This window comes from Streptomyces adelaidensis (assembly GCF_016598475.1).
GTDB classification, from domain to species: Bacteria; Actinomycetota; Actinomycetes; order Streptomycetales; family Streptomycetaceae; genus Streptomyces; species Streptomyces adelaidensis.
On record NZ_JAEMUX010000090.1, the window covers coordinates 1 to 25,782 of the forward strand.

Genomic DNA, 25,782 nt, shown 5'->3' on the forward strand with positions numbered 1-25,782 from the left:
ACCACCATGCTGTTCGGCTCGGGCGCGTTCGGGTCGTCGTAGTACTCGGTGCGTGTCACGTCACCCGTCCTGTTGTGCTGGTGCGGCCGTCGCCCACATCGCGTCGAACATGCCGCCTGCCCCGCTTCGGCAAAGGTGCCACACAGGTGCGCCGTATGCGTTCGCTCCCCAGACATGGGCGTTGATCGGTAGCTGGTCATCCGCGCGGTACGGGGAGTTGTACAGCGTGGTTCCATTCGTCCGGACCTCGATGTTGGGCGTACCGATCAGTCCACGTGATGCGGATGGTGGTGAAGGCAACGGGTCATGCTGGCCGGTTGCCGACCGCCAGCAAGTGGGAGCTCGCTGACAGCAGTTCCGGGTAGGGCTCCGCCATGCGCGCGGCAGTCAGGGCCGACTCGAAGAGCGGGGAGTCTGTGAGGGATTCGCCGGTGTGGCGTTCCGTGGCGGCCAGGAGGGACCAGGCGGGGCCTTCGATGCCGTAGACCTGGGTGTTGGGGAAGTTGGCGGTGGTTACCTCGTCGAGGAGTTGGGCGCCGCTGTGGAAGTACGCCTTCGTGAACGCCTTCTTTCCGTCGTGGATCTGGGTGGCGAGGATGCCGGAGATGCTCTCGCGCAGGGGTTCCTTGTGGAGGTGGGCGAAGGCGGTGTGTTCGAAGAGGGAGGCGTAGCGGTTGATGCCGGCCGCGGCGAGGAGGCCGCCCGGTTTCAGGACGCGGTGGGCCTCGGCGAGGGCCCGGTCGCGGTCGGTGCGGTCGGGGAGGTGGTAGAGGGGGCCGAGAAGGAGGACCACGTCGTACGAGGCGTCCTCGGCTGAGAGGTGGCGGGCGTCGCCCAACTCTGCTGTGGCGCCCGTCTGTTCGGCCTGGGTGAGGTGACGGGGGATCGGGTCGACGAGGTGGACGTCGTAGCCGTCCGCCACCAGCCAGCGGGCGTGGGTGCCAGGGCCGCCGCCCACGTCGAGGATCCGGGCGGGCAGAGGCGGCAAGTGGCGGCGCAGCAACTCCTGGGTGCGGACCAGCTCCAGGCGGCCGTCCGCCGTCGTGGACAGGCGGTCGGCCTCGTCGATGGTCTCGGTGTAGAACCTCACGATCTCCGGCGCTACCTCAGGGCTCGTCATACGGGCATTCTGGTAGCGAACCGGTGGACCAGTCCAGTGATCGGATACGAGACCCATGCCGCAGCTGAAGTACGAGCAGATCGCCGAGGATCTACGCACTCGGATCGCGAACGGCGAGTTCGGTCCCGGCGACCTGCTGCCCTCCGGTCGCGACCTGGCCGAGCAGTGGGACGTATCGAGAGCCACCGTCGTCAAGGCATACGACGTCCTGCGCAACGACGGTTTGGTGGCCGCTCGTCAGGGTGCCGGATTCACCGTCGCAGAGACCCCGGTGGCCCGGCCCGCAGGCGCCCGACGCGCTGACTCCACACGCCTGACGGGCGGCGCCCCGTACCGGCGCATCGATGACCCCGACCGTACGGTGCCGCCCCCGCACATCGTGGAAGCCCTGGAGCTGAAGGCGGGCGAGGAAGCACTGCGGAGGGTTCGGCTGGTGTTGCTCGACGACGGCTCGCCGCACACCTTGGTGACAGCCTGGTTCCCGCCTGCCATCGCGGACGCGGCCCCGCGCCTGGCCATGAAAGGACCGATCTCGGAGGGCACTACGCATTACGTGAGGCGCGAGACGGGGCGCTCGCCCGTGGAGGGAACGGACGTCACGACGGTGCGGCTGGCCGACATAGAAGAGGCCCGTCTGCTGGAGGTGGAACGCCCCGCGGCGGTGGCTGTGGTGCTGCACGTGGCGTTTGACCGGGATCACCGGCCACTCGTCTGCGAAGAGGGAGTGACGGCGTCGCACGTGTTCGAGCTGGCCGACAACTACCCCATGCGGTAGGGAAACTGACGTTTCGCTTGACTGGACCGGTCCACCGGTCCAGTCTCTTTTTTAGCGCCGCGCATGACCGCTTCGCGGCGCAGTCACTCCATGCCCGGCAATGGGCAAGGCAGACCCCGGCGACCGCTCGCGACGGTCCCGGGGCGTGGCCGATCTGACAAGGAGACCGACAATGCATCTTGTATCACGGGCACTCGTACGGGTGAGGACCGTCCTCTTCGGGCCGCCGCCTGAATCCGGCCGCGCGGCCCACGAACCGGATACCGCACCAGGTACGGCACCGGCTGGCGCCCCACGCCTGCCCGCAGACCACCCCTCCCCCGAGATGTGGGCCGCCTTCCTCGCGAGCGCCCGGCGCCGCAGGGCCCGAGGTCCGTGGCCTCGCGCCGAACTGCCGGACATCACTCCCGACGACATCGCCAGCACTCTCGTCGGCGCGTACGTCCTGACTTGCGAGGTGCGCCAACAGCGCAGGCAGGCACGGCAGTTCGCGGAGGTGAGCTGATGACCGGGGGACGGGGCCGGGCCGACGTCCGGCGGGACGAGAACCCCATGCTGCGCGCGTACCGGCTGTGGTTCGAGCACACCCGCAAGTGTGTCGGCGGCTGCAAGGGAGCCGGCAAGGTCAAGGACGGCTGTGCGGTTGGGCGGGAACTGTGGGGTGCCTACCGGCTCGCCCGGGACGAGAAGAACGTGGCGGTGACCTCATGACGTGGACCATCGAGCGGGCACCCGGGCGGCCTGTGCGTCGCACCGACGACGGCCGGATCGCCGTACCGCTGCAACTGAACCGGACCGGCAGCGGGCACCCCACCGAACCGGATACCAGCACCGACGCCGACATGACCCTCACCCTCACCCTCACCCTCACCGAAGCCGAACACCTCCACGCCTCCCTCTGCCGTGCCCTCGACGGCCAGCCCCCGCCTCCGGCCGCGCCGGACTGTCGTCACGCCGTCCAGACCTCGCCCGGCACCGCGCACCTCATCGGCCGCGCGTAGCAGCGACACGGCGGCCCCGTACCCGGCGGATGTTCGCCGGATACGGGGCCGCAGCCCTGCGGTGGACCACTCGGGTCGCACCGCCCGCGCTGATCGTCAGCGGCGCCTCACATCCGCCTTCCCACACGCCAGACCATCCCCGTTCCGGTCCAGCTTCAGCGGGTCGTCCTTGCCGTTCACCTTCAGGCGCCCATAGTCGTTCTCCTTCAGCCACGCGCACCGTGACGCCGTCGTCTTCTTGACCTCCGCCGGGAAGGTCGTCGGGACGCAGACGTTGGCCGTGCCGTAGTGGCGGTCGCAGCCGGCGATGGTCGGGCTGACCTTCTTGGACTTCGTCCTCTTCTTCGGACCGGTGGTCTTGCCCTTCGGGGCGTCCGCGAAGTCGTGGACGTGGGCCGAGGGGGCGTCGCCCGAGGCGGCGGCCAGGGCGGTCGGGCCCTGCAAATGCACCCACTCGGCCACCGACGGGACGCCGTTCGCGTCGACCGCGAAGAGCATGTACCAGCCGGGCGGGGCCAGGTTCGGGTTGCTCGTCACGTTCAGGTCGACGTTGTTGCCGTCGACCGAGAGCGGCAAGTCCACGAAGCGTTGGTTCGGGTCCGAGGAGTGGGTGACCGCCGCTGGGCGGATCAGTTCCGCCTTTGCGATCGGGCGGTCGACCGTGATGCGTTGCGTGTCGCCGTAGACCCACTCCTTGTCGATCACCGAGGTGATGTCCGGGCGGGCGCCCTTCAGCAGGTACGGCGGGGTGTAGATCGACACGTCGTGGTTCCAGGTGCCGTTGCCGGGGTTGTCGCCCGTGGTCATGACGCGGCCGTCCGGCAACAAGAACGCCGAGGAGTGGTAGCCGCGCTCCTCCGGGTCCGTCGCCACCGGGTCGAAGGTGTTGGTCGCCGGGTCGTAGATCGACGTCTCGTAGACCGGGTTGGCGCGGTTGTGGAGGGCGCCGCCCGTCTCCAGGACCTTGCCGTCGGGCAGCAGGACCGCCGAGACGTACATCTTGCCCTGGTTGCCCGTTTGGGCCACCTTGCCGTTGCCCAGGTCCACCGTGCCCCGTGGGAGCGGTGGACCGGCGACGTATGTCGGGCTCGCGGGCTTCAGGTCGATCACGTCCGTCAGGCGGTTCGCCTCCGGGTTGGAGTCGATGTTGCCGCCGCCGATCGTCAGGACCTTCTGGTCCTGGGCCGGGGGCAGCAGCACGCTCGCCGACTGGTCCCGCTCGTCCTTGTTCTGCAACCCGGGGACGGAAGTGATCGTGTTGGCGCCGTAGTCGTAGATCACCGACCCCGTACCCGGGATGTTGTTGCCGAAGACGTGGCTGCCCGAGTAGAAGAGGCGGCCGTCCTGCATGAGGATCATGGATGGGTACAGGCCCCAGTACGACCAGGTCTGGTTGACCTTCCAGAGTTCGAGCCACTTCTGTTCGGCGTCCGACCACAGTTCGGCCGTCACCGAGCCTGTGGAGTCCTCGCGGAGGCCTCCGAACGAGATGACGTCGCCGTTGCCGAGGACGGTCGCCGACGGGTACCAGTGGCCGTCGTTCATGTCGTTCGTTTTGGTGTACGTCTCCGTCACCGGGTCGAAGACGTACGAGTCCTTGTAGCCCTCGTAGCCGTGTCCGCCCACCACCGGGTACGCCTTGTTGCCGCTCATGACCAGGACACGGCCGTCGTCGAGTTGGACGTGGCCCGCGCAGAACATGTCGTCGGGCGTGGGGATCTGCTTGTATGTGCCGTTCACCGGGTCGTAGACCGCGGACGTGAAGGTGCCCGCCTCGAACATCTCTTCGCTGTTGCCGGAGCCGGCGATCAGCAGGACCTTGCCGTTGTTCAACACCACGGAGTGCATGGAGCGGACCGGGTTCTGGGTGGGCAGGACGTCCCAGCGGCCGTTCTCGCACTGGTCCGGCGTGCCCGTGCACTCCGGCTCGGGGACGGGGTCGGCGACCTGGTCCATCGTGTAGTCGTCGGTGGTGGCGGAGCCGGTGCCGTAGACGGAGACGCCCCAGGTGATCCGGTCGGTGCCGGCCGGGACCTCGGGGGTGCGGACCGTCGCCTCGGTCCAACCGGCCGCCATCTCAAGCGTCTTGAGGTCGGTCCAGTACTGCCAGCCGGCCGTGGTGTCGTGCCGGAAGAGGGTGAGGGAGGTGTCCGGGGTCGTCGACTTGTACCAGAGGCCCAGGTCGTACTGCTTGCCCACGGAGACCGTCGGTGCGCAGGCCGCCGACTCGGTGATCAGGGCCTTGCGGTCGCCGGAGACCCGGCGGGTCAGCTCGACCTTCATGGCCTTGCTGCCTGAGTGGGCGTCCGCCACCGTGGTGAACGTGAAGTCGTTGTCGCCCCAGCCGGACTTCTCCCAGCAGTACGGCATGTCGCCGCCGCCGGCGGTCTCGAAGCCGGGGTTCTGAACGAGGTTGGCGGCGGACGCGGGTTGGGGCGCGATCAACAGCAGACCGGAGGCGAGTGCTCCGACCGCCAGCAGGGCTGTTCTGCGTCTGGGTCTGACCCGGGTCTTCAAACGGTGCGTCAAGCGTTGCGTCAAGCGTTGCGTCAAGCGGTTCATCAAACGGCTCTCCTTGCCGGCTCGGCCTGCTTCTCCTCGCCGTGCTCCCCACGGCGAGGCGTCCTGCGCGGCAGGTAGACCAGCGCTTCGGTCCCTGCGAAGCGCAATACGAACGTCATCACCAGGGCGAGCGCGGTCGCGGGCAGTGCCCCCATGCCGAACTGGCCGACGAACAGGGCGATCAGCGGGATGCGCAGCACCAGGTCGGCGTTGGCGAGCAACGCGAACCGGCCGAGGCGGTCCCAGCCCTTGCGGTGTTTGCGCCGCTCGCGGAAGCACAGGTGTTCGATGAGGTAGAAGTTCCAGAACACGCCGAGCTGGTTGGCGAGGATCTCGGCGGGGACGTAGTGCATGCCGGCCGAGGTCAGGGCGTAGAGGCCCGCCAGGTTCGGCAGGAAGCCGGTGACGCCGATCAGGCCGAAGACCATCATGCGGGCCAGCGGTGAGGCGGTGCGCAGTCCGACGAGGTGGCGCAGGAAGCGCAGGCCCTCCTGGGCGGTTGACTTGGACTCGCCGGCGTAGCGGTCCTGGAAGACGAAGGGCACCTCGGTGACCTCGCGCGGGCGGCTGCGTACGGCGAGTTCGAGGAGGATCTTGTAGCCGAGGGGTTGGAGGACGTCGGCGGTGACGGCGTTGCGGCGGATCGCGAAGAAGCCGCTCATGGGGTCGCTGATGCCGTGCAGCCGGCGTGGGAACAGTGACTTGGTGAGCCAGGTCGCGCCGCGTGAGACGGCGACGCGGTAGCTGCCCGCGAGGCCGGCCCGGCTGCCGCCCTTGATGTAGCGGGAGGCGACGACGAGACCCGCCGACGACCGCTCGCCGGTCGCCACCAGCTCCGGTACCAGGGACGGCGGGTGCTGGAGGTCGCCGTCCATGACGACGATCCAGTCGGAGGTGGCCGCCTTCATGCCCTCGACGACCGCGCCGCCGAGTCCGCCGACCGGTTCGTCGCGGTGCAGCACGGTCACCGGGAACGGGCAGTCCTGCGCGGCTTCGTTGATGACGTCGGGGGTGTCGTCGGTGGAGTCGTCGACGAAGACGACCTCGCAGGGCAGCCGGGAGGGCACCGACTCGGTGATCCGGTGCAGCAACTCCCGTACGTTGGCGGACTCGTTGAAGGTCGGTACGACGATGGTGACGGCGCCCGGTTCGGGGATCTCGGCGCCCTGGAGCGCCGGGTCGCCGAGTTCTTCGGGCGCGGTGTACTCGTAGCCGCTGCTCATCGGTCGCCTCCCGCGGTCTGGATCTTGCGGATCTCGATGCGGTCCTCGCCGGTGCCGAAGGTCACGACCGCTGTCGAGTTCTCCATGGCCGCCTTGACGTTGGGCAGGTCGACGGCGTCGCGCCGTACCGTCGGGGAGGCGACCACGTAGTCGAGGTCGCGCCAGCCGCGTGGCATCGTCTTGGTGACCGCCGGGTCGAGGTCGGCCTTGTAGAACCAGATGACGCCGAGGCCGGGCTTGTAGCCCTCGTGGACGAGGTCGAGCCAGAGCGCGTCGTCGACGAGGACGCGGGTGTCGCCGGGGTCGTCGACCTCGGAGCCGAGCCACTTGGCGGCCTGCTCGTAGGGGGCGTTGGCGTCGAAGGTCATCGCGGTGTGGTTGCCGTCGTACCAGCGCGGTACGACGTAGAGGGCCGCGGCGACGGCGAGCGAGACGGCGATCGTGTACCGCGCCCAGGTCAACGGCCGTTTCTCGGTGGTGCTGCGGCGGCGGCGCAGCACGCCGTGGGTGACGCTGGCGGCGCCGCCCGCGAGGACGAGCGCGAGGAAGGGGAGGGCCTGGATGACGTACATCGCGGGGAGGTAGCCGGGGCGCAGAGCCATGCCGGCGAGGATCGCGACGGCGAGGGCGGGTCCGGCGAGGGCTCTCGCGGTCACCGACCAGCGCCAGGTCAGCAACAGGAGCAGGGCGCCCGCGAGCCCACCCAACGGCAGCACGCGGTCGTAGTAGAGCCAGGACTGCAGGACGCCGTACGAACCGGTGCCCTCGGTGAGGATGAAGCCGGAGCCGGGGCGGCTCATCTGGTAGGCGATGCCGTCCCACAGCGAGACATGGCCGTCGCCCGGGAGCAACTCGCCCTTGAGCAGGGCGAAGAGCGGGTAGGAGAGGCCGATCAGGACGCAGGCGGTGATGGCGCCGGTGAGGGCGAATTTTCTGGTGTCCTTGTGGCTGTGGCGCCACATGGTGAGCAGCACGGCGGGCAGGACGAGAAGCATCGTCTCCTTGGTGAGCACGGCCGCGGCGGCGGCGAGGCCGGCGCCGAAGTGGTGCCAGAGGTGACGGCTCGGTGAGGCGGCGAGGCAGAACGCGAGGAGCGTCCACATCACCGCGAGGTTGTCGAGGAAGATCTCGCGCTGGAGCACCACCGAGAGCGGGGAGAGCCCGAAGAGGGCCATGCCGAGGGCGGCGGCCCAGCGGGGCAGCGAGAGGCGGCGGCCGAGGACGTAGACGAGCACGGCGCTGACCGCGCTGATCACCAGCATCACCGCTCGCATCGAGCCGACGGTCATCGACTCGGGGGCGAAGTGGGCGGGGATCCAGGTCAGCAGGGCGATCTGGATCCAGCCGAGGGGCGGGTGGTCGTACCAGTAGGTGTAGTGGGCGAGTCCGTTGCCTTCCTGGACGGCCCAGGCCTGGGCGAGGTAGGTGCCCTCGTCGTCGCTGAGCGTCGGGTAGTCGGCGATGTTCCAGCCCTGCACGATCATGATCGCCACGAGGAGGAGACCGCACAGGAGCAGGTCGGGGCGTGAGGTGCGCAGGCGCTTGGTGGGTGGCGCGGGGACGGTCGTTCGACTGATCGAACCGGCTGCGGGCGCAGCTGTCCGCTGCGCGGGGACCTTGACTTGAGTCTTGGTCGCCGCGGGAAGTGTGGAGGTCACGCAGGAACGTCCTCTCGGTTCACGTTCGCGAGATGTGCGCCGACGTGACTGGTCAACTCCCAGTCGTTGCGGCCGCGTTGCTCACGCCACACTGCGCGCACGGCGGCAAAGGCGAGGAGCACCTGGTAGAAGGGGCCGCCCACGACGAGTTTGAGGTAGTGGACGAACCGCACGCGGAGGCCGTACTGCTTGCCGAAGTCATGCAGTCCGACGATCTCGAACACGAAGGTGACGAGGGCGGTGACGGCCGGCAGGAAGGTGATGAAGGCGACGCCGACGGGCACGTCGAGGAAGAGCGCGATGGCCACGTTGAGCGGGATGATCACGCCGGAGATCGCCTGGAGGTACGGCGTCATCAGCGTGTAGCGGGCCAGCAGGCGCTGCCGGAATCCGGGCAGTTGCTTCCAGTCCTTCTTCCGGTAGACCTGGAGGAAGCCCTGGTTCCAGCGGGTGCGCTGCTTCATCAGTGACATCAGGGTGCCGGGGGTCTCCTCCCGGGTCACCATGTCGGAGTCGTACGCGACGACGACCTTCTTGCCGACGCTGGAGAGCCGTACGCCGAGGTCGCAGTCCTCGGCGAGGCAGTCGGGGTCCCAGCCGTCGGCCTCGCGCAGCACCTCGGTGCGGACGAAGACGGTGTTGCCGCCGAGCGGGATGAAGCCCTTCTGCGCGTGCAGGTGGAGCCGGGACCGGAACCAGAAGAAGTACTCCAGGCAGTTGCGCAGGCTGTACCAGCTGGAGTTGAAGTTGATGAGCTGTACTCCGCCCTGTACGACGTCCGCGCCCGTGGTGCGGAAGGCGTGGTCGACGTGGGTCAGCAGCTCGGGGTGGACCTGGTCCTCGGCGTCGAAGACTCCGACGACGTCGCCGCGGCAGTGCGGCAGCGCCGTGTTCATGGCCTTCGGTTTGTTCTTCTTCTCGTGGTGGTCGACGACGACGCGGACGCGCGGGTCGCGCTCCTCGGCGGCCCGGGCCACCGCGGTGGTCTCCGGGTCGTCGTGCCCGACGATCACGATGATCTCGTAGTCGTCGTGGCTGGATTCGAGCAGTCGTTGGATGGTGTGGTCCAGCACGGCCTGTTCATGGCGTGCGGGCAGCAGCAGTGAGAACGACACGTGTTCGTCGCCGTCCGGTCTGCTGAAACGGGTGGAGGCGAGTACTTCGGGCGTACGCCACGCGTGCATCTGCCACCACAAGGTGAAAGCCGCCATCCAGAACAAGGCCAGTGAGACGACGGCTATGAAGACAGACGTCAGCAAGTTAGATCCCCCCGGATCCCATTACCCCCTGTCGCGGCGGGAGTTACTCCCGCCGCGTCACTGTGAGGAGACTAGGGGGAAACTGTGAACCCGGGGGACCCTTCCGATAAAAAGCGTGTTTCCGTTCGAGGAAACATGTAATCGGACGTGTCCGCACACCAGCCCGTATCCAGCGAGTTGTTCGACCTTGTCCCGGCCCCTGACCGGCGAGTTTCAGCCGGTCGGAGCCCCACCTAGGGCCGTACGCAACCGGTCGACATCGGTCGTGGGAGCGTCACAGGTGAAATTGCGGCAGACATACGCCGTCGGTTCACCGCCGACGAGCGGCCGGTCCGCCAGCAGCGGCAGTTCGCCGCTGTCCGCGGTCCCCACCGCGACCACCGCGCCCGGCGCGGTCCCCAGCAGCGCCGTCCGGTGCAGTTCCCGCGTCCCCGGATGACCCTCCGGTCCGACGACCGCCACCTCCCGCGGCCCGTCGAGCAACGCCTCGGCGGTCGCGAGCCCCCACCCGATGAACCTCGGCGCACGCGGCCCCAGCGCCTTCACCACACCCAACGCCCTCTCGGCCGCCGTCCGATGAGGTTCCGACCCCGTGTGCGCGGCATAGCTCAGCAGCGCCCCCGCCGCCGCGCTCCACCCCGACGGCGTGGCGTTGTCGGTCGGATCCTGCGGCCGCCGGATCAGCTTCTCCGCGTCGACGGCCGTGTCGTACAGCGCCCCGGACTCCTCGTCCACGAACCGCACGAGCACATGGTCGAGCAGGAACCCCGCGAACTCCAGCCACACCCCCTCCCCCGTGACCGACGCCAGCGCCAGGAACCCCTCCGCGACATCCGCGTAGTCCTCCAGCACTCCCGCGTTGGCCCCGACGTGCCCGTCCTTGCTGGTCCGCGCGAGCCGCGCCTTCTCATCCAGATGCAGTCGTACGAGGAGGTCGGCGGCGGCGATGGCGGCGTCCACCAGGTCGGGGCGGTCGAAGTAGGCGCCGGTCTCGGCGAGCGCGGCGACGGCGAGCCCGTTCCAGGCGGCGACCACCTTGTCGTCACGGCCCGGGGCGGGCCGGCGCGAACGCGCCCCATGCAGCCGCTCCCGGACCGACTCGATCCTCTCGGCGTCGAACACGCCCTCGTGCTGCGGGAGTTGCAGCACGGACGCCCCCTCCTCGAAGGTGCCCTCCTCCGTGACGCCGAAGTACTGCGTGGCGAGGCGGGCGTCCTCCTCCCCGAGCACCTCGGTCAGCTGCTCGGGCGTCCAGACGTAGTAGGCCCCTTCGACGTGCTTCCCGGAACCGGTGCCGTCGTCGCTGTCGGCGTCCAGCGCGGAGGCGAACCCGCCTTCGTTCGTCCCGAGTTCACGGACCATGAAGTCGGCCGTCTCCAGGGCCACGCGCCGGGCGAGTTCGGAGCCGGTGGCGCGCCAGAGGCGGGCATAGACGCGGCACAAAAGCGCATTATCATAGAGCATCTTCTCGAAATGGGGCACAACCCACTCACGGTCGACGGAGTACCGGGCGAAGCCGCCGCCGAGCTGGTCGTAGATGCCGCCGCGGGCCATGCGCTCGCATGTGTCCTGGGCCATCTGCAGCGCGCCCTCGGAGCCGGTGCGCGCCGCGTGCCGCAGCAGGAACTCGATCACCATCGACGGCGGGAACTTGGGCGCCCTGCCGAACCCGCCGCGCGCCGCGTCGTACTCCCGGGTGAGCCCCAGCAGCGCCTGCGCGAGCTCGTCCTCCCCGGGCGCGTCGACCGCCGCGAACTTCAGCTCCCGCCCGGCCAGATCCCGCACGATCTTCCCGGCGACCTCGGCGACCTCCTCCCGCCGGTCGGTCCAGGCGGCCCGCACACCCTCCAGCACCTGCCGGAAGGACGGCATCCCGTGCCGGGGCTCCGGCGGGAAGTACGTCCCGAAGTAGAAGGGCTCCCCTTCCGGCGTCAGGAACACGGTCATGGGCCAGCCGCCCTGCCCGGTCGCCGCCTGCACGGCTTCCATGTAGACGGCGTCGACGTCGGGGCGTTCCTCGCGGTCGACCTTGATGTTGACGAAGTGGGCGTTCATGGAGGCGGCGACCGCTTCGTCCTCGAAGCTTTCCCGAGCCAGGACATGGCACCAATGGCAGCTTGAATAACCGACACTCAGGTGAACAGGCACACCTCGCCGTCGTGCCTCCATGAAGGCCTCTTCCGACCAGGGCCACCAGTCGACGGGGTTGTCGGCGTGCTGGAGGAGGTACGGGGACGTCTCATGGGCCAGTCGGTTCGGCATGACTCCATCGTGCCTGACTGTCGTCGCCACACCGCATGATGGCCTGTCGCTCCGACGTTCCCTCCTGCCGCGCCACCCGATCTGCTCAACGCCACACGGGCTCCAGTCGCGAGTAGTCCCAGGAGTGATCGCCCTTCACGCCGGGCCGGACCATGCAGTGAGTGATGGCCGATCCGATGAGCTTCCGCTTCTCCTCCAACCCCATCTGGCCGGACTCCCAGCGTCGACGCGTGGCTTCGGGTACTCCTCGCCCGTGCGGCGCAGTGAGAATCGACTGTTCGATGATCTCGTCGGCCAGCGGCCCACTGATGCTGCATCGTCCGCAGCAGCGGCAGGAGTAGACGTAGGGACTCCTCTTGCTCTTCCCTTTCTGAACGCACAGCGCGCCACGGCAAACTGTGCCATCGGGACGCCGCGCCCCGCACCGCAGAAAGCCAGAAGCAAGATGACGTGGGGCAGTCCTGCTTCCTGCGACTCTCGGAGCACCGCTTCCCCGGTGCAGGTACAGACTGCCTGGCGAAAACGTCGCGCACACCGCCTGCCATTGGCCCGGCGTCACGATGGGTTCCCACTGCCCCAGTACCGGCCGCCGTGTCTCCGGGACCAGCAGCAGTTGCCCCTTGTTGGCGCGGTAACCGCACACCCTGGGCGTAGTGAGGATTTGTGTGACGGTCTGGCCATTGGGTCTACCGCCACGTGTTCCTGTGACCCCGAGGTCACACCACTCTCGCGCAATGGCCCGGACCGCCGTCCCTCCGATTCGGTCACTGATCGCCTGCCGGACGAGGTGCGCCTCGTCCGGGTGCAGCGTGATCCTGTCCTCTCGCCAGCCGAAGGGGCGCGGCCCGCTGTGTGGCACACCCTCGACGGCGCGAGCCCAGTGCCAGTTCAACAGACGTCGGCTTCTGACTCGCGTCTCCGTGACCGACGCGTCCAGGGACCGCACGGCTTGCAGCAGCCCCTCCTGTGAGTACGGATCTCGGACTCCCTGAGGATCGACGTAAACGCGTCCCGGTCGGCTGGTCAGCGCGGCAAAGAAGCGGGCCAGATCTTCCGCGCGGCGATACAGCCGGTCGTCGGCGACGCACACCACCCCTTCGATCGGCTGCCCCGTGTCGGTTCGTCCGCGCGTCAGGTCCGCGATCAATCCGTCGAATCCAGGCCTCACCACTCCCGCCCTGGACGCGCTGCGGCCGTTGTCGCTGTAAGTCGCGATGATCTTGCAGCCATGTTCATGAGCTGTTCGTTCGTTGACTCGCAGCTGATGACGGACTCCATGTCCGTCGCGTTGACGGACGTCCTCTGACGTACGCGCATAGGAGACGACCGGGATCAGTCCGGTCGGCTCATGTACGGCAAAGCCGTTCACAGCACACCCTTTTCGGAAATCAGCTCGACACTCAAAGAAACGAGCGATAGCTCCGGAGGTCACTGAACCGGATCGGCTCATGGACCCATCGCGGAAGTTCGGCTGACCCGCCAGGCAGGTGGTGATCGCCGTACCTCCGATGCACGGTCACGCGGTGATCCCGTGAAGGCCGCGTGCCAGAGGTGCCCCACGCAGCCTCACGAACGCCCGTGCGCCCGCGCATGCGCCCCCGCCCTGATCCACGCCCTCTCGCCTATGCGCCCCAATCGCTCCACACTGGCCAGGGCAAGCCGTTTCGGCGAAGGGGGACGTGTGATGCGGGACAGCCACCGGGGGGAGGCCGAAGGGCTGTTGGTCCGGGCGGTCGAGGAGGAGGTCCGCAGGTCGGGCGGCCGTACCGACGGGGTCGTGCTGCTGGGCCGCGCCCGTGCCGCGCTGGACACGATGGCGCGCAACGCGGCCGAGGAGTACGAGGCGTACACCCGCGCACTGGACGAGTCGGAGGTCGGCCGCCTCACCTTCGGCCAGCGCTACGCCAAGGAGGGCTCCGGAACTCCCCTGCTGGTCGCGGCCGTTGCCGCCGGCACGGCGGTCGTGGCCGACCTCTCCTTCGGCGTCGACGCCGGCACCGCCGTCAGCACCGGTCTGATCGTCGGCATCACGAGCGCCGTGGCCACGGTCCTGAAGGTCACCGCCTCCCATGTGCCCGCGGCCCACCACCGCGCGGGCGCCCTGGGCCAGCCCGGCGGCCACGAGCAGCTGCGGCTGCAGTGGCTGACGGCGCTGGAGGTGCGCGGGATACGGCCGTTCCTGGACCAGCAGCGCGTACTCGCCGCGTCCACGCCGAAGAAGAAGGTGCCCCAGCTGCGCGGTGCCGACAAGAGCGCGGCGGCGCGGCGGCGCAACGTGCTGGAGCAGTCGTTCGCCCAACTCCCGGAGGCCGACGACCGGTTCGCCGGCCGGCGCACGGAGATGGGGAGGATCCGCCAGTGGGTGCAGGCGGCCCGCGCCGAGACCGAGACCCGGCCGACGGTCGTCGTGCTGCACGGCGCGCCCGGCTCCGGCCGTACCGCCCTCGCCGTCCGCGCGACCCACGAGCTGCGGGACTACTTCCGCGGCGCCTGCGTGGTCGATCTGCGCGCCGACAGCCCGGAGGAGACCCCGCTCTCCACCCGGGACGCCCTGATGCATCTGCTGAATCGTCTCGGCGCCCCCCGCGACCAGCTCCTCTTCCGCGAGCGCACCTCCCAGGACCAGCAGGTCAAACGGCTCAGCGAGCTGTACCACCAGCATCTGACGGCCCTGCCCGTGACGATCGTCCTGGACGACGCGTCCGACCCCGAGCAGGTCCGCGTCCTCGTCCCCGAACGCTCCGACAGCCTCGTCCTGGTCACCGCCCGCTCCCCGCTCGCCCTGCCCGCCGACCTCCCCGCCTGGGTCCACCACCTCCCCGTCGACGCGCTCGACGGCGACGGTACGCACGAACTGCTGAGCACGGCGGCGCAGGACGGTTCGGTGCTGACGGCGGGGGCGCCCGCGGGCCGGACCTCTGCCGGGGCATCGGCGAGCGCGTCCGTCGGCATGACCGGCACGAATGGCGCGCCCGGTGCCTCGGCCGGTGCCTCGTACGACGCCGAATCCGTCGGCCGGATCGGACAGTTGTGCGGCGGCCTCCCTCTCGCCCTGCGCATCGCCGGCTCCTCCCTGGGCCCGCGTACGCCCGACCGACTGGCCACGGACCTGGGCGCCTACGGCCCCGTCGAGCCTGTCGAGCGGGCCCTGTGGCTGCGCTACACCGACCAGTCGGAGCCGTCGCGCCGCCTGCTGCGCCGGCTGGCGCTGGCGGGCCGGGCCTCGCTGGGCGCGGCGGCGGCCGCCTCGCTGATGGCCACGGACGAGACAGAGGCGACCCGCCACCTGACGGCACTGGCCCGCGCGGGCCTGATCGACCATGTGCACGGCAACCGTTACCGCCTGCACGACCTGGTGCGTGCCTTCGCCCACGCCCGCCTCCTCGACGAGGAGGAGCCGAGCGAGCGCACGGCCGCGCAGGAACGCCTGATCGTCACATACGCGGACCTCGCCGACTCCGTGCTCCGCCTGGTCGACGGCAACATGTCGACCCGCTCGGACCGTTTCGGCCAGCACGGTTTCGTGTCCCTGGACGAGGCCCTGCGCTGGCTGGACGACGAGACGAGCTTCATCACCTCCACGCTCCGGCACGCGGAGGGCGTGAACCAGTCGGCGGTCCTCAGCCTCCTCGGCGCCCTGTGCGACTACTGCCTGCTGCGCGGCGACCTCTACCGCCTCGGTGAGCTGAGCGAGCTGGCCCAGTCGGTGGACCAGGGCCTGCTGACCCGCTCGGTCCAGTGGCGTACGGGTATCGCGGCCCGCCAGCTGGGCGAGCTGGACAAGGCCCGCACGACCCTCGCCTCCGTGGTCGACCTCTACATGGAGACGAACCACGACGCGGGCGCCGCCCGTGCCCTGTGCTCCCTGGGCATCACCCTGCACCACCAGGGCAACCTGACGGAGGCGGCGGCGAAGCTCCTGGAGGCCCTGCAACTCCAGTCGGTCCCGCAACTGGCGGCCGACCGCGCCTGGACCATGCACGCCCTCGCCGCCGTGGAGCGCGACCGCTCCCACCTCGCCGACTCCCTGGACCTGCTCACCCGGGCCCTGGTCATCCACCGCCAGCAGGAGTCCCTGCACGGCGAGGGCTGGGCGTACTTCCAGCTCGGCCAGCTACTGCTGCGGATGGGCGACGTGCCGCGCGCGCAGGCCGAGCTGCGCACCTCGCTGGACCTCTTCGACCGCACCAGGGACGCCCGCGGCCAGGCCTGGGCCATGACCCAGCTCGCCCGCGCCCGCCTCGTCGCCGGTGACCCCTCCGCCGCCGTCGACGGCCTCCGTCAGGCCTTCTCCCGCCACCGCGACAACGAGGACGCCCGGGGCGAGGCCTGGACCGGCTACTACCTCGGCCAGGCCCTGGAGGAGACGGGCAACCTCGACCAGGCGGTCCGCGAGCTGGAACGCTCCCGCACGATGTTCTCCCGGATGCGCGATGTCTACGGCCTCGCCTGCGCCCGCCACCACTCGGCCCGCGTCACCCGGGACCAACGGGCGGTCCAGACGGGCTCGTTGCGCAACTCCGGCTTCGCCCGCCAGCTCCTGGTCGACGCCCGGGCCGACTTCCAGCGCATCGGCGTCGCCCACGGCGAGGCCTGGACCTGCCTGGAACTGGCCGTCGTGGACGCCGGCAACACCCGCACCCCCCAGGCCCTCGCCCTCTGCGACGAGGCGGCCCGCCTCTTCACGTCGTACGGCGACCGCCGCGGCGAGGACTGGGCCCGCTTCCTCCGCTGCACCCTCCTGCCCTACGCCGCCCCCGGCGGCGTAGAGATCGGCACAGCCGTCGCCCAGGAGGAACTGGCCCTGCTCGCCCGCACCCCGCACCCCCTGCGTGACGAGAAACTCGCCGAGTACGTCGAGGCGTACCAGCTGCTGCTGGAGCGCGGCGTGAACCTGGAGGGCGGCTGGCGCGCCTGGACCATGGGGATGGTGCCGAACCGGCATGCGCGGGAGCTGATGGGTGTGTCGGTGACCAGGGGCCAGTGACCGGGGCCGGTGAGGGGCCAGGACCGGTGAGGAGGCCCGGGCCGGTGAGGCCAGGTGTGCGGCACGGCATGACTCCGTGACACCCACGTGGGGTCACGAAATCATGCCGTCGGACCGGCGGACCGGTCGGACCGGCGGACCGCTGGCCCGTCGCGGCCGACTCGACCCGAACGGCCGCGAGGAGCTGCTCGACCCTGCTCAGCCCGGTTCAGCCCTTGGCGGGCGACGCCTCACTGCCGGTCGAGGACCTCTCGGCCCCCTCGCCGGGGGCGTCCGGCGTCTCCGTGAAGTCGACCTTGCCCATGTGCTTGGTCATGGACTTCATCAGACCCCAGACGGCCAGGGCCATCACCGCGAAGACGATGAAGCCGAGGACGCCAGGGGTGACCTTGTTCTTGTCCAGTTCCTCGGCGAGGGTGACGAGGTTGGTGACTGCCAGGCTTGCGCTCATGCCTGACATTGTCCCCCAGGGCTAGCGGATGCCCGCGAAGAGGTCGTCCTCGGGGAGCGAGGTGTCCACGAGGGACTTGGCGAGCTCGTACTCCTCGGTGGGCCAGACCTCCCGCTGGAGCTCCAGCGGAACGCGGAACCAGCCGCCGTCGGGGTCGATCTGCGTGGCGTGGGCGATGAGGGCCTTGTCACGGATCTCGTAGAAGTCCCCGCACGGAACGTGCGTGGTGAGGACGCGCTCGGTCCGCCCGAACTCGTCCCAGCGCTTGAGCCACTCGCCGTACGGGGACTCCATGCCGCGCGACTCCAGGGCGTGGTGCAGGGCCTCGGTGCGGGGGCGGTTGAAGCCCTGGTTGTAGTACAGCTTCTGCGGCTGGTACGCCGGGCCGTACTCGGCCTCGGGGTACTTCTCGGGGTCCGCCGCGCCCTCGAACGCCACCATCGAGATCTTGTGGGTCATGATGTGGTCGGGGTGCGGGTACCCGCCGTTCTCGTCGTAGGTGGTGATCACCTGGGGGCGGAACGCGCGGATCCGCCTGACCAGTTCACCGGCCGCCTTGTCGACGTCCTCCAGGGCGAAGCAACCGTCGGGGAGGGGCGGCAGCGGGTCGCCCTCCGGGAGGCCGGAGTCGACGAAGCCGAGCCATTGCTGCCCGACCCCGAGAATCTCGCGGGCCTCGTCCATCTCTTTCTTGCGTACTTCGTGAATGTGCTCCTCGATGTACTTGTCGCCCTGCAGCTTCGGATTGAGGATGGAGCCGCGCTCACCGCCCGTGCAGGTCACGACCAGCACGTCCACCCCCTCGGACACATACTTCGCCATGGTGGCCGCACCCTTGCTCGACTCGTCGTCGGGGTGTGCGTGCACGGCCATCAGTCGCAGCTGGTCAGTCAAGACTCGTTCCCTCGTAAGTCGGCGCCCGGCCTGAACTTCGGTGACTCGGCCCGGCGCGATCCGGTGAGTCCATAGTGCCGTCCCGCTCGGACACCCACATGGGGCGGCCGTCAGGCGCTGGGCGGGGGGCTTCTATAGTGACGGAACCGGGGGGCGGAATATTCCCCGTCCAGAGCCTGGACTCCCCTGCCGGGACCCCGCTCCCGGCCCCCTTTCCGAGATTTTCCGAGAGGACGACCATGAGCACGGCGAGCACTCAGCTGCCCGAGGGCCGCTACGGCCGCTCCGCCGACGAGCGCGCCGACCGCAAGCTCAAGGTCATCGGTGCCGTCCTGGGCGCGGCCCTCCTCGTCCTCCTCGGCTGGTTCGCCTACCACTATGTCGCCGGCAACAAGATCAGCGTCGAGATCTACACCTTCGATACCTCGGCCTCCTCGGTGAAGGTGCACCTCAGGGGCGACAAGGACGCGGGCGTCGATGCCTACTGCACGGTGCGCTCCCAGGCCGAGGACGGTGCCGAGGTCGGCCGCGCCGACTTCCGCTTCGACGCAAACACCACCACCATCGACAAGGTCGTCACGCTCCGTACGACGTCCCGGGGGACCACCGCCGAACTGCTCGGCTGTCACGCCAACTGAGCCCAGGCTCTCCGAAACGCTTCGCTGACCTGCGTCGACGTAATGCTTGTGGTTTATGTCCTCCCCCTTGCGCCGCCGAATTGTTAGGCTCGTGGTTTCGCCCACTCGTGAAGGAACATTCTTCTGGGTAGGGCGATGCTTTGTATTCCCAGTACCTACGAGGAGCACCTGTGACCCAGACCAGCGAGAACGTCACCTGGCTGACCCAGGAGGCGTACAACCAGCTCAGGGCCGAGCTGGACTACCTGTCTGGTCCTGCGCGCACGGAGATCGCCGCCAAGATCGCGGCCGCGCGCGAGGAGGGCGACCTGCGCGAGAACGGCGGGTACCACGCGGCCAAGGAGGAGCAGGGCAAGCAGGAGCTCCGTGTGCGCCAGCTGACCCAGCTCCTGGAGAACGCGAAGGTCGGCGAGGCGCCGGCGTCGGCGGACGGCGCGGTGGCGCCCGGCATGGTCGTGACGATCGCCTTCGACGGTGACGAGGACGACACGGTGACCTTCCTGCTCGCCTCCCGCGAGTACGCCAGCTCCGACATCGAGACCTACTCGCCGCAGTCCCCGCTGGGTTCGGCCGTGACCGGCAAGAAGGTCGGCGAGGACGCGCAGTACGAGCTGCCGAACGGCAAGTTCGCCTCGGTGCGGATCCTCAAGGCCGTGCCCTACCAGAGCTGAGCGGCGGTGGAGACGGGCCGCGCGCACGCCCCGCCGTCTCCGGCTGCCCACGATGCCCCCGGCCCCTCGGCGCCGGGGGCATCGTCATGCCTGCTCCGGGTCGCCGCTCATGCCGTGGCGGAGCGGTACTTCCGCACGGACAGGGTCCGAAATATGACGATGATGAGGACCGAGTAGATCAGCGAGGCCCACACCGGGTGCTGCATGGGCCAGGCGTCCGACTGGGACACCCCCGGGTTGCCGAACAGTTCGCGGGAGGCCTGGACGGTGGCGCTGAACGGGTTCCAGTCGGCGACATGCCGCAGCCAGGGCGTCATTCGGCTGGAGTCCACGAACGCGTTCGAGATGAACGTGACCGGGAAGAGCCAGATCAGTCCGCCGGAGGTGGCCGCCTCGGGGGTGCGCACGGAGAGGCCGATCAGTGCGCCGACCCAGGTGAACGCGTATCCGAGCAGGAGCAGGAGCCCGAAGGCGCCGAGCACCTCGCCGATGCTGGTGTGGGTGCGCCAGCCGACCAGGAGGGCGACCACGGCCAGCACCGCCAGGGTGAGCGCCGTCTGGACCAGGTCCGCGAGGGTCCGTCCGGTCAGCACGGCCCCGCGTGCCATGGGCAGGGAGCGGAAGCGGTCGATGAGCCCCTTGTGCATGTCGTCGGCGATGCCGGCCCCGGCGCCCGCGGTGGCGAAGGTGACGGTCTGCGCGAAGATGCCGGCCATCAGGAACTCGCGGTAGACGGCGGGGTCCGTGGTGCCGCCGACGGTCATGGAGCCGCCGAAGACATAGCTGAACAGCACCACGAACATAACGGGTTGAATAACCCCGAAAATTACCATTTCTGGAATTCGGGACATTCGAATCAGATTGCGCTTGGCGACGACCAGCGAGTCCCGAATGGACCGGATGATCGGATTGCCGGGCGGTGCGACCCGCACGGCGCCGGTGACGGCACTCACTTGGCACCCTCCTTCCCGCGGCCGCGCCCCTTGGCGTCGGCGGCGATGCCGTTCGCCTCCGCCTCGTCCCGTACCTCGGCGAGGTGTCCTGTCAGGGAGAGGAACACGTCGTCCAGGGTGGGGCGGCGCAGGCCGATGTCGTCGATCTCGATGCCTCGGGTGTCCAGCTCACGGATGACCTCGGCGAGGAGCTTGGCACCGCCGGCCACGGGCACGGTGAGCCGGCGCGTGTGCTCCTCGACGGTGGTCTCACCCTTGCCGAAGCCGGTCAGCACCTCGACGGCGTCCGGGATGCGCTCGCGCTCGTGCACGACGACCTCGACGCGCTCGCCGCCGGTGCGGGCCTTGAGCTGGTCGGAGGTGCCGCGGGCGATGACGCGGCCGTGGTCGACCACGGCGATGTCGTGCGCGAGGTGGTCGGCCTCTTCGAGGTACTGGGTGGTGAGCAGCAGGGTCGTACCGCCGGAGACCAGCTGCTTGATCACTCCCCACAGCTCCTGGCGGTTGCGCGGATCGAGTCCGGTGGTCGGCTCGTCCATGAACATCACCGGCGGCGAGACCACCAGTGCGGCGGCCAGGTCTAGCCGGCGGCGCATACCGCCGGAGTAGGTCTTGGCGGGCCGGTCGGCGGCTTCGGTGAGGTGGAACTGCTCCAGCAGTTCACCCGCGCGCGCCTTCGCGGCCTTGGCCCGCATCTGGTAGAGCTGGCCGACCATCTGCAGGTTCTCACGGCCCGTCAGGTACTCGTCGACCGCCGCGAACTGGCCGGAGAGGCCGACCGAGCGGCGGACGGCGTCGGGGTCCTTCAGGACGTCGATGCCCGCGACGACGGCCTTGCCGCGGTCGGGCCGCAGCAGGGTGGTGAGGCATCGGACGGTGGTGGTCTTGCCCGCGCCGTTCGGCCCGAGCAGACCCAGGACGGTGCCCTCGGGGACATCGAGGTCTACGCCGTCCAGGGCTCGTACGTCACCGAAGGTCTTCACCAGACCTTCGGCGTAGATGGCGCCTGGCATGTGATTTCTCCACGTCTTCGGGGTTCCTTCGCAAAGCCTGGGTTTGCACTTTTCGTTCCGCCTGAGGGGCGACACCGGGTTGCGTCGCCGAGTGGCACGAGACACACCATAACGCGATGTATCGCGTCTCTCAATGGATTTACTCGAACGAGTGACCAAGGGGGCACCGACCTCAGTCGATGACGGTGTAGCCCGCCTCGCGGAGGGCGAGGTTGACCTCGGCGCAGTGCTTGGGACCCCTCGTCTCCAGGTGCAGCTCGACCTCCACCTCCGTGAGCCCGAGCCGGGGGTCGGTCCGCACATGGCTCACGTCGAGGACATTAGCGTCGACCACTGACAACACCCCGAGAAGCGTCGCGAGGGCACCGGGGCGGTCGGTCAGGCGGAGGCGTACCTGCAGGTAGCGGCCGCCGGCGGCCATGCCGTGGCGCAGGATGCGCTGCATCAGCAGCGGGTCGACGTTGCCGCCGGAGAGCACCGCGACGACCGGGCCCTCGAAGGACTCCGGGTCGCGCAGCAGAGCCGCGACAGGGCTGGCGCCGGCCGGTTCCACGACCAGTTTGGCCCGCTCCAGGCAGAGCAGGAGCGCGCTGGAGAGGTTGTACTCCGAGACCGTCCGGACCTCGTCCACCAGCTCGGCGACGATCTGGAACGGCACGTCACCGGGTCGTCCGACCTTGATGCCGTCGGCCATCGTCGCCGGGTTCGCCACGGCGACGGGCATTCCGGCGGCGAGCGAGGCCGGATAAGCCGCCGCGCCCTCCGCCTGGACCCCGATGACGCGCACGTCGGGCCGCAGTGACTTCACCGCGACCGCGATGCCCGCGGCGAGTCCGCCCCCGCCGACCCCGACGACGATCGTGCGCACCTCGGGACACTGCTCCAGGATCTCCAGCCCGACCGTACCCTGACCTGCGATGACGTCATGGTGGTCGAACGGGTGGATGAACACCGCGCCCGTCTCGGCCGCGTACTCCTGGGCGGCGGCCAGCGTCTCGTCGACCACCGTGCCGTGCAGGCGCACCTCGGCGCCGTACTCCTCGGTCGCGCTGATCTTCGGCAGCGGGGCGCCCTTCGGCATGAAGACCGTGGAGCGGACGCCGAGCAGTGCGGAGGCGAGGGCGACGCCCTGTGCGTGGTTGCCGGCGCTCGCGGCGACGACACCTGCGGCGCGCTCCTCCGGCAGCAGGCCGGCGATGCGGACGTAGGCGCCGCGCAGCTTGAACGAGCCCGTCCGCTGGAGGTTCTCGCACTTGAAGTGCACCGGCGCGCCGACGAGCTGCGACAGATGCCTGCTGCCCTCCATCGCGGTGACACGTGAAACACCCATGAGCATCTTCTGGGCGCCTCGCACATCGTCGATCGTCACCCGCGGCAAGGAGTCAGCCGTGCTGTAGCTCATGACATCAGTCTCGCAGTTCACAGCGTGCGCGGCCGGGTGTGACCAAGGGCCGGGACGGGTTTCAGCGGCGCCGGTACAGCCCGCGCCGGGTCCGCGTACTCTGTCCCCCAACCCAGCGCCCCACGCATGAATTGAGCCTCTGGCCATGCCCACAACACCTGAAATGTCGATGGACATGACGACCGTCGGTGACACCGGTCTTCTCGACACGCTGCAGCACGAGGTCGCGGTGTTCGCGCGCCGTGCCGAACAGACCCGGCTCGGCGGCGTCGGGCAGGTGCGCAACTCCATGGACCGTGCCGCGTATCTGCTGCTCAACCGCCTCGACAAGCAAGGCCCGATGGGCGTCAAGGCGCTCGCGGCGAGCATGGGCATCGACTCGTCGACGGTAACCCGCCAGGTGGCGCCGCTCGTGGACACCGGTCTCGTCAAGCGCACCTCGCACCCGGAGGACGGCCGCGCGGTGGTGCTCCAGCTGTCGCCGCGAGGGCTCTCCCGGCTTGAGGAGGTACGTTCCTCCAGGCGCCAGTTGATGGCCGAACTGACCCAGGACTGGGAGCCCGAGGAGCGCGAGGCGTTCTGCTCCCTCCTGACGCGGTTCAACACCGCGCTCTCGGCCCGCATGGCGGCGGCGCCCGAGGCACCGTCGTCGTCCTGAACGCCCTGCCCGTGCCCTGCCCGTGCCGTGCCCGTAACCGGCACGCGCGCGTACGCGTACGCGTGGATGCCGATGGCGGACGGTGGATGTGGATGCCGCCCGGCTCTTGACCCCGCACCTGCTCCTGGCCTCATATGAGACCGGGCCCTCGTCGTACGCGACCGGCGAGTCCGTGCGCGGCCGGGCCCCGTTTCCCTGAGGTACGGCCTCAGGCGGGAGGCGCGGTGCGAGAACGACGAGTGGCCCAAGGCGCCCGCCGGGCACGGGAGTTCGAGGCGTTCGTCGCGGGTGCGGCGGGGCGGCTGTCGCAGACCGCCACGCTGCTGACGGCGGAACCGCCGAAGGACAACCCGCGCGCGCGGCGGCTGCTGACCCATGCCCTGGCCCATACGTACGCCGACTGGGACCGGCTGCGCGGCGAGGACCCGTACGACCGGACCCGGCAGCACCTGGCCGTCCGTTTCGCGCGCGGGGCCTGGCATCGGCACTCCTTCTTCCGTCCCGCGCTCGGCGGCACCCTGAACATGCTCAGCCCGCAGGAGCGGCTGATCCTCGTCCTCAGGCTCTACGAGGGGGTCGCCGAGGAGCAGACGGCGGCGCTTCTCGGACTGCCCGCCGAACGCGTACACGCCGTCTGTCTGCGCGCGATGGCGACCGTCCTGCATCCCCCGCGCGAAACCACCCCCCGGGTGGCGAAGGTGGTGGCGCCGTCATGAGTCTGCGGGAGCGTGAGGCGGCCGTACGGCGAGTCCTGGAACGGACACCGCCCCAGGTGCCGCCCGGCCTGTGCGGGGACGCGATGCGGCGCGGCGGGCGCCTGCTGCGGCGCCGGACGGCGGCCCGCCGGCTGATGTGGCTGGTGCTGCTGGCCGCCGTGGTCGCGTTCTTCGTGTGGGCCGTGATGGCCCGCCCCTGGGTGGAGCCGCCGTCGGAGACGACTCCACCGCTGACGGGGTGGTGAGCGCCGGGTGCAGGGCCTAACCCAGGGCCTGCTGGAGGTCCGACAGGAGGTCGTCCACGTTCTCGATGCCCACGGAGAGGCGTACGAGGTCGGCGGGGACCTCCAGGACGGAGCCGGCCGCGGAGGCGTGCGTCATGCGGCCGGGGTGCTCGATGAGGGACTCGACGCCGCCCAGAGACTCGCCGAGAGTGAACACCTTGGCGCGGTTGCAGACCTCTACGGCCGCCACTTCACCGCCGGTGACCTGGAACGACACCATGCCGCCGAACGCCTTCATCTGCTTGGCGGCGACCTCGTGCCCGGGGTGCTCGGGCAGGCCCGGGTAGAGCACGCGGGACACGCGCGGGTGCCGGGTGAGCATGTCGGCGACCCTGGTGGCGTTCTCGCTGTGCCGGTCCATGCGGACGGCGAGGGTCTTGGTGCCGCGCAGCACCAGCCAGGAGTCGAAGGGCCCGGCGACCGCGCCCATCGCGTTCTGGTGGTAGGCCAGTTCCTCGCCCAGCCCCTGGTCGCCGACGATCAGCGCGCCGCCGACGACGTCGGAGTGGCCGCCCATGTACTTGGTGAGCGAGTGCACGACGACGTCCGCGCCGAGCGCGAGCGGCTGCTGGAGGTAGGGGGTGGCGAAGGTGTTGTCGACGACCAGCTTCGCGCCGGCCTCGCGGGCGATCTGGGCGACGGCCGGGATGTCGGTGATGCCGAGCAGCGGGTTGGAGGGGGTCTCCACCCAGATGACCTTCGTCTTCGGGGTGAGTGCGGCCCTTACGGCCGTGGGGTCGCTGGTGTCGGCCACCGACCACTCCACGCCCCAGCGGGAGACGACCTTGGCGAAGAGGCGGAACGTGCCGCCGTACGCGTCGTTGGGGATGACCACGTGGTCGCCGGGGCTGAGCAGCGTACGCAGCAGGCAGTCCTCGGCGGCCAGGCCGGACGCGAACGCGAGGCCGCGGCGGCCGCCTTCCAGGGCGGCGAGGTTCTCCTCCAGCGCGGTGCGGGTGGGGTTGGCGCTGCGGCTGTACTCGTAGCCGCCGCGCAGGCCTCCTACGCCGTCCTGCTTGTAGGTCGAGACCTGGTAGATCGGCGGGACGACCGCGCCGGTGAGGGGATCCGCGGTGTTGCCCGCGTGGATCGCGAGGGTCTCGAAGTGCTGACTGGTGTGGGTGTCGCTCATAGAGATCGAGCCTAAGCGGTCGGGGAGGCAGGGGGCGCCTCACGGGGTGGAGGCTTGTGTTGTGTGGCGGCTGCGGGTGCGTCGTGGCTGGTCGCGCAGTTCCCCGCGCCTCCTGAATGGGCT

Annotated in this window: 23 protein-coding genes and 1 pseudogene; 10 read left to right on the forward strand and 14 right to left on the reverse strand. The window is 69.6% G+C overall.

Annotated elements, in window-relative coordinates; genetic code table 11:
• Window positions 1–60: 60 nt before the first annotated feature.
• Together I8N67_RS43305 and I8N67_RS34170 are read right to left on the reverse strand one after the other, a co-directional pair.
• Window positions 61–276: pseudogene (locus I8N67_RS43305) on the reverse strand (transcriptional regulator); the annotation flags it as partial.
• 28 nt (window positions 277–304) lie between these two features.
• Window positions 305–1,120: a class I SAM-dependent methyltransferase gene (locus I8N67_RS34170; RefSeq protein ID WP_200308156.1), complete on the reverse strand. Its 816-nt coding sequence runs from the start codon at window positions 1,118–1,120 to the stop codon at window positions 305–307.
• 55 nt (window positions 1,121–1,175) lie between these two features.
• Here I8N67_RS34170 and I8N67_RS34175 point away from each other — a divergent pair, with 55 nt between their 5' ends.
• From I8N67_RS34175 to I8N67_RS34190, 4 genes are all read left to right on the forward strand, one after another.
• A complete protein-coding gene (locus tag I8N67_RS34175; RefSeq protein WP_200308157.1) occupies window positions 1,176–1,895 on the forward strand; it encodes a GntR family transcriptional regulator in 720 nt (239 codons plus the stop codon).
• Window positions 1,896–2,067: 172 nt separating this feature from the next.
• Window positions 2,068–2,400: a hypothetical protein gene (locus I8N67_RS43310; RefSeq protein WP_234046748.1), complete on the forward strand. Its 333-nt coding sequence runs from the start codon at window positions 2,068–2,070 to the stop codon at window positions 2,398–2,400.
• Complete coding sequence (locus I8N67_RS34185; RefSeq protein WP_200308158.1) at window positions 2,400–2,606, forward strand: hypothetical protein; 207 nt, start codon at window positions 2,400–2,402, stop codon at window positions 2,604–2,606. Before I8N67_RS43310 ends, I8N67_RS34185 begins: the two co-directional genes overlap by 1 nt.
• A complete protein-coding gene (locus I8N67_RS34190; RefSeq protein ID WP_200308159.1) occupies window positions 2,603–2,896 on the forward strand; it encodes a hypothetical protein in 294 nt (97 codons plus the stop codon). Before I8N67_RS34185 ends, I8N67_RS34190 begins: the two co-directional genes overlap by 4 nt.
• A 96-nt stretch (window positions 2,897–2,992) precedes the next feature.
• Here the strand turns inward: I8N67_RS34190 and I8N67_RS34195 are convergent, their stop codons facing one another.
• From I8N67_RS34195 to I8N67_RS44735, 6 genes are all read right to left on the reverse strand, one after another.
• Entirely contained in the window at window positions 2,993–5,458 is a 2,466-nt protein-coding gene (locus I8N67_RS34195) for a galactose oxidase early set domain-containing protein (protein WP_234046749.1), read from the reverse strand.
• A complete protein-coding gene (locus I8N67_RS34200; RefSeq protein WP_200308160.1) occupies window positions 5,458–6,681 on the reverse strand; it encodes a glycosyltransferase in 1,224 nt (407 codons plus the stop codon). The genes I8N67_RS34195 and I8N67_RS34200 overlap by 1 nt, the downstream gene beginning before the upstream one ends.
• Complete coding sequence (locus tag I8N67_RS34205) at window positions 6,678–8,339, reverse strand: ArnT family glycosyltransferase (RefSeq protein WP_200308161.1); 1,662 nt, start codon at window positions 8,337–8,339, stop codon at window positions 6,678–6,680. The genes I8N67_RS34200 and I8N67_RS34205 overlap by 4 nt, the downstream gene beginning before the upstream one ends.
• Window positions 8,336–9,598 carry a glycosyltransferase gene (locus I8N67_RS34210; protein ID WP_200308162.1) on the reverse strand — a complete coding sequence of 421 codons (1,263 nt, stop codon included), beginning with the start codon at window positions 9,596–9,598 and terminating at the stop codon, window positions 8,336–8,338. The genes I8N67_RS34205 and I8N67_RS34210 overlap by 4 nt, the downstream gene beginning before the upstream one ends.
• Before the next feature lie 213 nt (window positions 9,599–9,811).
• The gene (locus tag I8N67_RS34215; protein WP_200308163.1) at window positions 9,812–11,860 is read right to left on the reverse strand and encodes a thioredoxin domain-containing protein; all 2,049 of its coding nucleotides are present in this window, start codon (window positions 11,858–11,860) and stop codon (window positions 9,812–9,814) included.
• Between the two features lie 85 nt (window positions 11,861–11,945).
• Entirely contained in the window at window positions 11,946–13,310 is a 1,365-nt protein-coding gene (locus tag I8N67_RS44735; RefSeq protein ID WP_372443866.1) for a recombinase family protein, read from the reverse strand.
• 234 nt (window positions 13,311–13,544) lie between these two features.
• Between I8N67_RS44735 and I8N67_RS34225 the strand changes: the two genes are divergently transcribed.
• A complete protein-coding gene (locus I8N67_RS34225) occupies window positions 13,545–16,847 on the forward strand; it encodes a tetratricopeptide repeat protein (protein WP_200308165.1) in 3,303 nt (1,100 codons plus the stop codon).
• 208 nt (window positions 16,848–17,055) lie between these two features.
• Here the strand turns inward: I8N67_RS34225 and I8N67_RS34230 are convergent, their stop codons facing one another.
• Together I8N67_RS34230 and mca are read right to left on the reverse strand one after the other, a co-directional pair.
• Complete coding sequence (locus tag I8N67_RS34230; protein ID WP_200308166.1) at window positions 17,056–17,298, reverse strand: hypothetical protein; 243 nt, start codon at window positions 17,296–17,298, stop codon at window positions 17,056–17,058.
• Between the two features lie 21 nt (window positions 17,299–17,319).
• A complete protein-coding gene (gene mca / locus I8N67_RS34235) occupies window positions 17,320–18,171 on the reverse strand; it encodes a mycothiol conjugate amidase Mca (protein ID WP_200308183.1) in 852 nt (283 codons plus the stop codon).
• A 260-nt stretch (window positions 18,172–18,431) separates the two neighbouring features.
• Here mca and I8N67_RS34240 point away from each other — a divergent pair, with 260 nt between their 5' ends.
• Both I8N67_RS34240 and greA read left to right on the forward strand, forming a co-directional pair.
• A complete protein-coding gene (locus I8N67_RS34240) occupies window positions 18,432–18,830 on the forward strand; it encodes a DUF4307 domain-containing protein (RefSeq protein ID WP_200308167.1) in 399 nt (132 codons plus the stop codon).
• Window positions 18,831–19,000: 170 nt separating this feature from the next.
• Window positions 19,001–19,501: a transcription elongation factor GreA gene (greA, locus tag I8N67_RS34245; RefSeq protein ID WP_200308168.1), complete on the forward strand. Its 501-nt coding sequence runs from the start codon at window positions 19,001–19,003 to the stop codon at window positions 19,499–19,501.
• A gap of 107 nt (window positions 19,502–19,608) precedes the next feature.
• On the opposite strand, the gene I8N67_RS34250 is transcribed toward greA, so the two are convergent.
• From I8N67_RS34250 to ilvA, 3 genes are all read right to left on the reverse strand, one after another.
• A complete protein-coding gene (locus I8N67_RS34250) occupies window positions 19,609–20,454 on the reverse strand; it encodes an ABC transporter permease (RefSeq protein ID WP_200308169.1) in 846 nt (281 codons plus the stop codon).
• The gene (locus tag I8N67_RS34255; protein ID WP_200308170.1) at window positions 20,451–21,467 is read right to left on the reverse strand and encodes an ATP-binding cassette domain-containing protein; all 1,017 of its coding nucleotides are present in this window, start codon (window positions 21,465–21,467) and stop codon (window positions 20,451–20,453) included. Before I8N67_RS34255 ends, I8N67_RS34250 begins: the two co-directional genes overlap by 4 nt.
• Before the next feature lie 172 nt (window positions 21,468–21,639).
• The gene (gene ilvA, locus I8N67_RS34260) at window positions 21,640–22,869 is read right to left on the reverse strand and encodes a threonine ammonia-lyase (protein WP_200308171.1); all 1,230 of its coding nucleotides are present in this window, start codon (window positions 22,867–22,869) and stop codon (window positions 21,640–21,642) included.
• A gap of 163 nt (window positions 22,870–23,032) precedes the next feature.
• Here ilvA and I8N67_RS34265 point away from each other — a divergent pair, with 163 nt between their 5' ends.
• The 3 genes from I8N67_RS34265 to I8N67_RS34275 all read left to right on the forward strand — a co-directional run bounded on the left by I8N67_RS34265 (window position 23,033) and on the right by I8N67_RS34275 (window position 24,488).
• On the forward strand, window positions 23,033–23,527 hold the full coding sequence (locus I8N67_RS34265; RefSeq protein WP_200308184.1) for a MarR family winged helix-turn-helix transcriptional regulator: 495 nt from the start codon (window positions 23,033–23,035) through the stop codon (window positions 23,525–23,527).
• A gap of 224 nt (window positions 23,528–23,751) precedes the next feature.
• Complete coding sequence (locus I8N67_RS34270) at window positions 23,752–24,243, forward strand: sigma factor-like helix-turn-helix DNA-binding protein (protein ID WP_200308172.1); 492 nt, start codon at window positions 23,752–23,754, stop codon at window positions 24,241–24,243.
• The gene (locus I8N67_RS34275; protein WP_200308173.1) at window positions 24,240–24,488 is read left to right on the forward strand and encodes a hypothetical protein; all 249 of its coding nucleotides are present in this window, start codon (window positions 24,240–24,242) and stop codon (window positions 24,486–24,488) included. The genes I8N67_RS34270 and I8N67_RS34275 overlap by 4 nt, the downstream gene beginning before the upstream one ends.
• Before the next feature lie 16 nt (window positions 24,489–24,504).
• Here the strand turns inward: I8N67_RS34275 and I8N67_RS34280 are convergent, their stop codons facing one another.
• Complete coding sequence (locus I8N67_RS34280; RefSeq protein WP_200308174.1) at window positions 24,505–25,659, reverse strand: cystathionine gamma-synthase; 1,155 nt, start codon at window positions 25,657–25,659, stop codon at window positions 24,505–24,507.
• Between the last annotated feature and the right edge of the window lie 123 nt (window positions 25,660–25,782).

Bases quoted from the DNA above. Each gene is read 5' to 3' on its own strand.
- I8N67_RS34170 (WP_200308156.1), bottom strand. From the start codon at position 1,120: ATGACGAGCCCTGAGGTAGCGCCGGAGATCGTGAGGTTCTACACCGAG.
- I8N67_RS34175 (WP_200308157.1), top strand. From the start codon at position 1,176: ATGCCGCAGCTGAAGTACGAGCAGATCGCCGAGGATCTACGCACTCGG.
- I8N67_RS43310 (WP_234046748.1), top strand. From the start codon at position 2,068: ATGCATCTTGTATCACGGGCACTCGTACGGGTGAGGACCGTCCTCTTC.
- I8N67_RS34185 (WP_200308158.1), top strand. From the start codon at position 2,400: ATGACCGGGGGACGGGGCCGGGCCGACGTCCGGCGGGACGAGAACCCC.
- I8N67_RS34190 (WP_200308159.1), top strand. From the start codon at position 2,603: ATGACGTGGACCATCGAGCGGGCACCCGGGCGGCCTGTGCGTCGCACC.
- I8N67_RS34195 (WP_234046749.1), bottom strand. From the start codon at position 5,458: ATGAACCGCTTGACGCAACGCTTGACGCAACGCTTGACGCACCGTTTG.
- I8N67_RS34200 (WP_200308160.1), bottom strand. From the start codon at position 6,681: ATGAGCAGCGGCTACGAGTACACCGCGCCCGAAGAACTCGGCGACCCG.
- I8N67_RS34215 (WP_200308163.1), bottom strand. From the start codon at position 11,860: ATGCCGAACCGACTGGCCCATGAGACGTCCCCGTACCTCCTCCAGCAC.
- I8N67_RS44735 (WP_372443866.1), bottom strand. From the start codon at position 13,310: ATGAGCCGATCCGGTTCAGTGACCTCCGGAGCTATCGCTCGTTTCTTT.
- I8N67_RS34225 (WP_200308165.1), top strand. From the start codon at position 13,545: ATGCGGGACAGCCACCGGGGGGAGGCCGAAGGGCTGTTGGTCCGGGCG.
- I8N67_RS34230 (WP_200308166.1), bottom strand. From the start codon at position 17,298: ATGAGCGCAAGCCTGGCAGTCACCAACCTCGTCACCCTCGCCGAGGAA.
- mca (WP_200308183.1), bottom strand. From the start codon at position 18,171: ATGGCCGTGCACGCACACCCCGACGACGAGTCGAGCAAGGGTGCGGCC.
- I8N67_RS34240 (WP_200308167.1), top strand. From the start codon at position 18,432: ATGAGCACGGCGAGCACTCAGCTGCCCGAGGGCCGCTACGGCCGCTCC.
- I8N67_RS34255 (WP_200308170.1), bottom strand. From the start codon at position 21,467: ATGCCAGGCGCCATCTACGCCGAAGGTCTGGTGAAGACCTTCGGTGAC.
- ilvA (WP_200308171.1), bottom strand. From the start codon at position 22,869: ATGAGCTACAGCACGGCTGACTCCTTGCCGCGGGTGACGATCGACGAT.
- I8N67_RS34265 (WP_200308184.1), top strand. From the start codon at position 23,033: ATGTCGATGGACATGACGACCGTCGGTGACACCGGTCTTCTCGACACG.
- I8N67_RS34275 (WP_200308173.1), top strand. From the start codon at position 24,240: ATGAGTCTGCGGGAGCGTGAGGCGGCCGTACGGCGAGTCCTGGAACGG.
- I8N67_RS34280 (WP_200308174.1), bottom strand. From the start codon at position 25,659: ATGAGCGACACCCACACCAGTCAGCACTTCGAGACCCTCGCGATCCAC.